Source organism: Nostoc sp. NMS8 (assembly GCF_017115045.1).
GTDB lineage: Bacteria > Cyanobacteriota > Cyanobacteriia > Cyanobacteriales > Nostocaceae > Nostoc.
Window position 1 is genome coordinate 1 of sequence record NZ_JABXKK010000008.1, and the last position, 9,246, is coordinate 9,246.

At 40.6% G+C, this 9,246-nt stretch carries 8 protein-coding genes and 1 pseudogene; 6 read left to right on the forward strand and 3 right to left on the reverse strand.

Translation table 11 applies throughout. The features are described from left to right. Positions 1 to 183 precede the first annotated feature (183 nt). A complete protein-coding gene (locus tag HWQ39_RS00565; RefSeq protein WP_292840094.1) occupies positions 184 to 726 on the reverse strand; it encodes a hypothetical protein in 543 nt (180 codons plus the stop codon). Between the two features lie 107 nt (positions 727 to 833). Further along, entirely contained in the window at positions 834 to 1,523 is a 690-nt protein-coding gene (locus tag HWQ39_RS00570; protein WP_292840097.1) for a hypothetical protein, read from the reverse strand. Between the two features lie 22 nt (positions 1,524 to 1,545). On the opposite strand from HWQ39_RS00570, the gene HWQ39_RS00575 reads away from it, so the two are divergent. The 5 genes from HWQ39_RS00575 to HWQ39_RS00595 all read left to right on the forward strand — a co-directional run bounded on the left by HWQ39_RS00575 (position 1,546) and on the right by HWQ39_RS00595 (position 8,140). Then, the gene (locus tag HWQ39_RS00575) at positions 1,546 to 3,384 is read left to right on the forward strand and encodes a M23 family peptidase (protein WP_292840100.1); all 1,839 of its coding nucleotides are present in this window, start codon (positions 1,546 to 1,548) and stop codon (positions 3,382 to 3,384) included. Positions 3,385 to 3,387: 3 nt separating this feature from the next. Then, complete coding sequence (locus tag HWQ39_RS00580; RefSeq protein WP_292840103.1) at positions 3,388 to 3,807, forward strand: hypothetical protein; 420 nt, start codon at positions 3,388 to 3,390, stop codon at positions 3,805 to 3,807. Positions 3,808 to 3,903: 96 nt separating this feature from the next. Beyond that, complete coding sequence (locus HWQ39_RS00585) at positions 3,904 to 5,784, forward strand: N-6 DNA methylase (RefSeq protein WP_292840106.1); 1,881 nt, start codon at positions 3,904 to 3,906, stop codon at positions 5,782 to 5,784. Beyond that, positions 5,777 to 6,508, forward strand: coding sequence for a hypothetical protein (locus tag HWQ39_RS00590; RefSeq protein ID WP_292840109.1), 732 nt, complete (start codon positions 5,777 to 5,779; stop codon positions 6,506 to 6,508). Before HWQ39_RS00585 ends, HWQ39_RS00590 begins: the two co-directional genes overlap by 8 nt. Positions 6,509 to 6,628: 120 nt before the next feature. Continuing rightward, positions 6,629 to 8,140, forward strand: coding sequence for a type IV secretion system DNA-binding domain-containing protein (locus tag HWQ39_RS00595; RefSeq protein WP_292840113.1), 1,512 nt, complete (start codon positions 6,629 to 6,631; stop codon positions 8,138 to 8,140). 178 nt (positions 8,141 to 8,318) lie between these two features. Here HWQ39_RS00595 and HWQ39_RS00600 read toward each other — a convergent pair whose 3' ends face one another. Continuing rightward, positions 8,319 to 8,549 carry a hypothetical protein gene (locus HWQ39_RS00600; protein ID WP_292840115.1) on the reverse strand — a complete coding sequence of 77 codons (231 nt, stop codon included), beginning with the start codon at positions 8,547 to 8,549 and terminating at the stop codon, positions 8,319 to 8,321. Positions 8,550 to 8,579: 30 nt separating this feature from the next. On the opposite strand from HWQ39_RS00600, the pseudogene HWQ39_RS00605 reads away from it, so the two are divergent. Continuing rightward, positions 8,580 to 9,246 (forward strand): annotated as a pseudogene (locus HWQ39_RS00605) (DUF6444 domain-containing protein); the annotation flags it as partial.

A 9,246-nucleotide genomic window follows, 5' to 3' on the forward strand; every position in this document is an offset into this window, starting at 1 on the left:
TCAGTACCTCTGCCATAATCCCCCTGTCAATAGGGTTTGAGACGCGCTAACCCTGGTAATACTATAGCGGTGTGCAGTTGAGGGAGATATAAAAACTTTGCTGGGAAGATGATTATACAGCAAGTACTTTTGTCTTCTCATCCGAGCGATAACCGCCATATCGATATTCCTCTCTTTCTATGATTAACTGACTTTACGCTTACCTGTTTTTGCAATGTTAGAATGCTGAATCTTCTCTCGATCAGATGTAAAAGCAGTAGGAGCCAATTCTCTAATAATGGGTGCGACAATTTCTGGTGCCAGTTCTAAACGATGCTTAATCTGTGCTTGCAACCAGGCTAAAGGAACACTTTTACTGTTGACTTTTTGTTTGATAATTAAGTCAGGATTGGATGTTGAAGCTTTTTTTATGGCAGTAGCAATTTTTCTGGCTGTCCGTAAATCAATTTTGTCTACATCAATGCTAATAAAGTTGTCTGGTTGAGGTTCTGGTTTTGATGTAATATGGTTAGTTGATTGATTTTGGTTTTTCACCTTGAGATATTTCTTAATATCAATAGATTCCAGGTGTGATTTTTCAGATGTTGTGTTTTCGATGTTGACTGTAAATTTCTGCCACAGATGGACTATTCCCACAACGAAATCAACGACCATTACAATGGTATATAAGGCTGTAATTCCAATGATGAGATGAGTTAAAAATTCTTGAATTTGTTGAGTATTCATGATGACTAACTTGAAAATTTATGTTCATAATTCAAGAAGCGATCGCTTCCATTTAACAGAAAAATCCTCAGATGAAAATTTGAATAAACTGAGGATTTATTGAAAAGTTAGAACAAGCTAATTTGCACAGTTGAATTTGATGAAGGTTTAGGAGTTGGAGTGCTTTCAGTGGAGTCTAAGTTTGGGTTGGCATTTATACGACGCTTACCCCATCCTTGTTGTGCTGCGTGTTTGACTACGCTGCGTCGAATTGACCTGCTAAGATAGTTGAATTCATTTTTTACCTGATTAAAATGAATGATACGATTATTGCTGGCATTGCTCGTATCACCATCACCTATAAATTCATAAAAACTCTTGCAACCCTTTGGTAATTTATCGTATTTGGTTAAAACTTCATTACCTACCCAAAGATAAAGGTCAGCGTAGTCCCTATGTAAAGGTGCTTCGTAAGTTGCAGGCATCATGTAGGTAAGAACTTCTGTGGCTGTGCTGGAAACACCAACCTGATCCTGTTCGTATTCAGTGAAGATAAGTTCCAATCGCTCCTGAATACAAGCAAACTTCAGCCATTGGGGAATCGTATCACTCCAAGGACTGCGATGAATTACCAATGGCCCTGCAAGGTAGCGAACATGATGTAGGGAAAATTCAGCTATTTCTAAGAGACTTGCTAATAATTCTTTTGGTGTATTTAAACTTGCCAGAATTTGCAGCATTTTTTGGGTGTTGTCTGGCAGTTTGGTACTATTACCATTACTGATTTCTGCCATTATTTCTGGTGAAATTAAATTCATTTGCTCCATTTTTCATCTCGATATGAGCGCATCACCAAAGTCTCGACTACCTGCTACTAAAGTTTTGCTCCCAGACTGGAGCCGCATTTCTCTGGGACAACTACCAGGTATCAGTCAATCCGGTGCAATTGATGGCAGTCCCTACAGTCAAACACTAGGTTATGACCTGAGTCGCACTTGGAATGTGGGTATGACTCCTGACCAATATTTGAAGTTAGGAGATATCAGTGAAGCATTGCAAGCAGAGGAGTTTTCTTTACAGGCGATCGCTCTGGGCACACAACCAGAGGCGAACGCAGACATTGACAGTATAGATTTAAACAAAATTGCCTTGAGTGAATTTCCTCTGATTGGGGAGCAGACATTGAGCCATTTAGCTCAGGTTGTTCCAGAATTAGCTAAGACACAAGTAAACAATATTACACCTGTTGCAACCTTACTAAAATCAAAGGGAATTGCTGCATCTAATTTAACACTAGCTCAGGTACTAACACAGTATGAAGTTGGGCAAATGAAGCTGGGAGAAATCGACTTGTCAGAGTTTTCTATTTCTTCAATTCCTAACTTAGATGCAGTACAGCTACAACAATTTACAGGTTGGATGAATAGCAATGTTTCGGATATTCCTGGTTTGGGACAAGTACCTTTAGGATTAATGCCTAATCCCATCACTGAAATTGGTAGCTTGGTAATGCGGATTGATGTAGTTCATGGGCCAGCAGAAAACCGCCGTAACAATACGATTTCTGGTTCAGATGTGCAAGGATTTTCTGTGCCTTGTACTGTAAAAGACTGCGCTTACTTAGAATTGGATGATTTGGAAAATGCAGGTCGTAGCGATCGCAGTAAATTGGAAGGTAAGCAGTGGATTTCCGGTAAATACCAAGAAGTCGAAGGCGGGCGGGGTATCCTGAAAGCAGTGAACAACGGTCGGGAACCAACAGGACGGCTACCGTTTGGTAAAGCTTTTAAGGTGGTGGTAATGGAGCCGGATGAAACTACTGATACGGTGGATACGGCTTTGTTCTTTCGGTTCTGTGCTTGGCGAATGGGTTGTACACCTTATTTTATCGGGCCTGTTCCTTTTTTCAGCTATAAGGTTAACTCCCTAATATTTGTAGGCAATTTGAGTGAACAGAGGACAAATACTGCGTCTCTACCAACTGGAGCTACAAGAGAGCCTAAAGCTAGCACTACCAACCGTACTGGAGTAAGAGAGAAGATTAATCCATGCACGTTTAGTAATGGTAGTCAGTCGATAACAGGTCAATCATTCTCCGGTATTGATTTGCGATCGCTCTCAAATGCAATTGCGGAGATTGAGAGCGCTGGTAGCGGGGATTACAAAGCAGTTGGCATACATACCTGTGCGGATGGGGGTTTAAATTGTGGTCGCGCTCTCGGTCGCTACCAGTTCATGAGTTATAACCCCTATGCAGTGCAGTTAATTGCTGCCAAGCCTGGAGGTCAAGAGTTCCTGAGTCAAGTGAAGCAAGGGCATCAACCAACAGAGGCTGAACTATTTGAGTTTTTTCCTCCAGCCGACCAAGATAGGGCATTTATGGCTGATATGGCTAACAAAATTCAAGTGACACAACAGCAAATCGATCCGGCCACAGGAGAGCCATTTACGGGCGATCGCCTAATTGAACGAGTAGCTCAAAAGCACTTTGGTGGTGATTACAGCAAAGTTGATGGAAATGGCTCAGATGCCCTCGGTCGCCTCAGTCTCAAAGATTACGGCAAAACTGCTTTAGCTAGTTATCGCAACAGTAATAGCGATAATGGAACGCTGACCTGTTCTCCCAATGTAAATTCTAGCTACATCAGCATTGCTAAAAATACTGAAAATAGGAGGTAGAGTATGACAGATTTATCTAAAACCTCTATTACCTCAGCCCATGAGATAAAAGAAATACTGGATACTGAGTTGCGTTCAAAAATATACTTTGGGCAAGCAGAGGAAGGAAAGGGAGTTTATTCTGACTCCGCCTCCCCTAGTCAGTCTCAACCACTGAAGACAACTGCATATCAATTACCAGCACCGACTATGAGGGTACGCTACTGGGTTCATTGGTTTCGCATTGGTTTGGGCATCTTTTTGTTGCTGTCGATTCTCATGAGCTTAGGGGGCTGTAGCTTAAATGCGGCAACCGTTACTTGGAACAAAGCTGTTAATGTTGTGCCTGCTACAGTCGTTGAACAGGTGATTGTAGAAAATACAGAGTTAGATGTCTGTATACTGGTTACTGGCTCAGAAAGGACAAGTCTTATTGACCTTTGAAACTATCTCCAGGTAATTGTTCCTGATTGAGTTGTTGAGAAGCCTGAATTTCATAAAACATCAAGAATTGTTAAGTTAATTTGGGCTATTGATTTTATGGCAGGAAGAGGAGCTAGACGATCATCTGAGTTTAGAGCATATCCTTGGATACTCAAAAAACTAAAGTTACGTGATTGGAATAGTGCAAACCCAAATAGAAACCCCAAGGGAGAAGTTTGGACTCAGAACGAATGCTTAGCCAATCCAGAAATATCTAAGGCTTTAGGCACTAAAAAACCCGAAAACGTTGTAATTATCTCATCAAACATTTTTTGGACAATTGAAGCTAAGGAGGGAAGGACAAACATCAAAACAGCAGTTAAAGAAGCTCAAGAATATGCAAGTTACATTAATAACTCATCTCAAATAATACGAGTTCTATTTGCTACAAGTGTTGCTGGTAATGATGAGGAAGGTTACGAAATCCGTCACTTTTATCTGAAAAGTGGAGAGTGGAAATCTGTTGTTGTAGGTAAGCATCCTTTACAAAGAATGCTTTCAAAAAAGGAAGCACTTCGGATTATAGACTCAGATTCCCCAAATTTAGAGCGTCCTGAACTATCAATATCTGAGGCGGTTCAATTATCTAATCAAATAAATGAAACTCTTCACTTAGCAAAAGTGGGAAAAGAAGAACGTGCGCTTTTTGTAGCTATTTTATTGCTGGCACTACATGAGGATTTATCGCTTCAATATCGAAATGATGCAAGAATATTTATTAATGATATTAATTCCAGAGCAGAGAAAGTTTTTAGAGATTCGGGCAGGAATGAGCTTTGGGAACTGATTAAAATTAGACCTTCTAACGAAACTTTAGAGGGACAAGCACGGGCATTAAGTGATATTATATCCTATCTTAAAGAAGCAGATATATTGCATGTAGCCCAATCTGCTGATGTGCTGGGGCCATTTTTTGAAAGTTTTTTGAGATATGGGAATACAAGCAAAGAGTTAGGAATAGTTCTTACTCCTAGACACATTTGTTGGCTTGTAGCAGAAGCACTTGAGATTAAAGATTCAGATATTATTTATGACCCAGCTGTTGGAACTGGAGGTTTTTTAGTAGCTGCTTTCAATCGGGTTAGAAATCAAGTTCCTGAGCGCCAACTTAAAATTTTTGCGAAAGACAATCTTTTTGGAGCAGACGATACGGGAAAAATAGCAGTTTTAGCTTTTATTAATATGTATTTTAGAGGCGACGGTAAACATAATATTAAAATTGATTCATGCTTTAGCTACAAATTAGTTGGTTCATCTAAAACTTCTAAAAAACCAAAGTTCAAAGAAGGCAATGAAAGGACAAAAGCAGAAATTAATCTCGTTACTAAAGTCATGATGAATCCTCCGTTTGCCCTCAAAAATAGCATCCAAAAAGAATATCACTTTGTTGATCATGGGCTTGAGCAACTCGCAAATAATGGCTTACTTTTTAGTATACTTCCTGCATCTGTAATGTATGAGAAAAAATATTCAGTATGGCGTGTACTTCTTTTAGAGAAACATACACTAAAGGCTGTGGTATCTTTTCCAGTTGATCTCTTCTATCCGGTTGCAACAGAATCAGTTGGTGTTTTTATCAAAAAAGGTGTTCCTCACGATGTGGGTGAGGATGTACTCTGGGGACGCATAATAGATGACGGCTTTATTAAAAGAAAAGGTTTCAGAGTTGAAAAAGAAAAGACAAACTATCAAACTCTCCTAGATCCATTGGTGGCTTGCCTTCGTTCCTGGATAATTTATGGTAGTAAATTTTCGGTAAAACCTGGTGAGTATGATTTCTCACCAATTACTTCTGACGAGCTAGTTCCACAAGCTCATTTGGGAATTTCGTCTTTAGAAGTTCAAGCTTACAATCAAGAAGTTAGAAGAATCTATAAGGACATTTCTATCCAGATTTGGGATCAACGACAACAGCTAGAGGAGGTAAGTGATGTCTAATGAACTCATTAAGCTTAATAATTTGTTTACGCTCTATTGTGCTAAATCAAAAGGGATAGATGACTATGATTTTGGTAGCGTTCCTTTTGTTACTAGTGCTGAAAGCAACAATGGCGTTGTAGGCTATGTTGAACCCGAAGAAGATGACCACGTTTTTGCTGGGCCTGCGATTGCAATATCAGGGTTGGGACATGCTACAGTTCACTTCGGAGAGTTTCTACCGAAAGGTAATGGAGGCGACTCGCTGACAATACTGAAACCTAGTGAGCAAACCTTAACTGAAGAAGCATTAAAGCTGTGGGATCAGTATGTGAAACTAGCTTTCAGCCTCCTTATTTTCGTTGCTTTAATAAATGCGCTTAATAATAGTATTTCCGTTTTAGGCAGGATAAATAAAGCTCTCTTGTTTCCTGATTCCCAATCACAAAAGGTTGAAGATATTGAGAAGAATTTACTTGTGTGCGAAAAAAAATATAGTGACCTTCCAATACATGGGATTAGTGTCGAAGATTTAATCTGCTTTGCTGCGGCGTTCAACACACTTCATAAATGGCGATTTAGTTATGGAAGAAAGTGTTCTATAAATCGGCTTAAAAATCTTCAATTTCCTTTCCCATTGCCTAAAGTATCTGAAGTTTGGAACTCTGAATCAAACTTAGTATCATCCATTAACACCTTAGTTGATGAGAAGATCGAACAAAGAATTGTATCTGAAGCTGCTTAAAATCTTGAGCCTGGTTTGCCCTACAGATAACCTCAATGTGCCACCTCGCAAATCATCTGAAGGCAAGTAACCCTGTGGTCTAATACTCCTCGCTATTGGGTAAAAGGTAAATGGCGGGGGTTGCTGGCTAACATACAAACTATGCTTGGTGCTGCACCTACAGTTTGGTTTCCCAATGCCGAAAGCGGAACACTGGTAATAGGTGCGCCTGGGTCTGGTAAAACCTACTCTACCATAGACCGGATGTTAGAAAGTGCGATGCAGCAGGGTTTTCCGATTTTACTCTACGACAAGAAGGGCGACCAACTAAGACTTCATGCACCCCTAGCTGCACGTTATGGTTACAAAGTACGAGTATTTGCCCCCGGTGAACCCTTTAGCGGTGTGATCAATCCTTTGGATTATATGCGTGATGCACGCGATGGGGTAATGGCAGGGGAAATTGGACAAGTGATTAACCGTAATGCTTCCAGTGGTGGTAAAAGTGATGAGTTCTTTGCTAAAGCCGGGGACTTGTTAGCTAAAGCACTTTTACAGTTAGTCAAGGGTTCTCCTTACCCAGATATGGCGATGCTGTATGCTGTGCTGCGGTTGCCAAAATTGGTGCAACGTCTTGACCATGCAGTACAGTCAAAAAGGTTGGATGAATGGGTGGCGACTTCATTTATTCAATTTTTGAGTGCTAAGGATGCAGAGAAGACTATTTCGGGGATTTTGACGACAGCAGCAGGTACTTTCTCATCTTTTATCCAAGCTGATTTGCTGAGGGCATTTATAGGGAAATCGGACATTCCCACTAAGCTTGAAGGTAGAGAGATGGTGGTGTTCAAGCTAGATGATGAACGTCGTAGTGTGGTTGGGCCTCTGTTGGCGGCTGCAATGCACTTGATGATTGTTGGAAATTTAAGCCGTCCCCGCAAAGACCCGTTGATTATTTCTTTGGATGAATTACCATCAATTAAGCTAGATCGACTGCCACAGTGGATTAATGAATATCGTTCCAATGGTGCCTGCTTTATTCTGGGTATTCAAAGTTTAGAGCAGCTTTACGATATTTATGGGGATAAAATGGGGAGTGCGATCGCTTCTGCTTGTAGTACTCATGTTTTGTTCAATCCTGGTAACTACAAAACGGCTGAGGATTACTCAAAGCGTTACGGTGAGAAGGAAGTGCTGATTAAAAATCGTACCACAGGGCGATCGCTTGGCGGACAAATGAGCCGTTCAATTAGCTGGAGTGAGAATTTGCAAAAAATGCCTGTAATCAGTGCTGACGAAATTTTGAAATTTCCTCAAGGCAAGTGCGTAATTACCAGTCCTGGTTACAGTTCCGAGGGACAAGCTTCTATTCCTTATCCTTTGATTATTCCAGTGTCCAAAGCGGATGAAAAACGGGCGCATGATAGTGAGGCTCTTTGGGACACACAAGTTAAACCTGCTTTAGAAAGTCAGGTGACAATTCCTGATATTAAAACGCTAACACAAGCATTACATGAACGGATTGAGTCAGCCGCGCGGATGTTGCCATTACCAGAGGAAGATGTAGCACCTGCACAGGAGTCTAGTAGTAGTGAAACTGATGTTTTAGAAAATTTTACTAGGCGAGTTTATCAAACTCCAGGATTGCAGTAAATTTTGACAAAATATTGTTAGCAAAGCTCCTCGCGGAGCAAGGCACTCCTGTAATTCCTCTGTAATATCATGTTCGGTGAAAGACTTATCATTAATACCGCAGAGGGAAGCAGGGGAAGTGCCTTCTTTCATGCTTAAGGAGGGCCTGCTACGTACCCGGCTTGATATAAGTCCTAAATTATTTTAGTCCAATATGATTTTGCCAAACTTCTGTCATAAACTTTTTAAAATTTTCCATAATTAGCGGTAAATCACTATCAATTTCTTGGGTTTGTTGCTCATTTGTCATTGGACGAAACAGACGACGACCTCGACTATCAAAACCAATTTTATCCGCAACTGCCATAAAGATTGAATAGTCTTCTGGTACTGGTAAATCGTAAGGATTCAGGTGGCAGGGTATTGACAAAGGGGACGCTTGAGGGAGAGTATCACAAATATGAACCAAAACCTGCCGTACTGTTTTAGACCGAGAAAGCTTGAACCAGTTATCAAAAGAAGAACTGGTAAAGATAATTATTGAGCAGGGCAAGGCAATATGTGAGTTACAGAAAACAATCTTAGAACTACACCTTGAAGTAGAACGTTTAAAAGTCAGCCGAGATTTAGATAGTTCTACCTCATCGAAACCACCATCTGGGGATATTCTAAAAAAGAGCGAAAACAAAAAAGCATCCCTGGACGGAGAATCGAATCATCCCAAAAGAAAACCAGGCGGGTAACCAGGGCATCAGGGAAAAACGCGTAAGGGTTTTGGCAGAGTAGATCGTTATGAAATCTTACGTCCAGAAGATTGTGTTCACTGCGGTCAAAAAGCATTTGCGACTGTGGCAGTAAAAATAGAAAAACAGTCTGTAGCGCAATTAGTAGAACGTCCCATTGAAATTGTGGAATATCAACGCCATACCTGCGTGTGTGAGTGTTGTGGAAATGTACAAACAGCCTCATGGTCGCCAGATATCGTTCCAGGGCAAGATTTAGGAGTTAGATTACAAGCGTTCTTAGGATGGGTAAACAATTATGCACACATGCCTTATGAAAAACAGCAAGAAATGTTGTGGGAATTAGGGCAAGTTGAAATTGGGCTTGGAACGTTAGTCGCAACT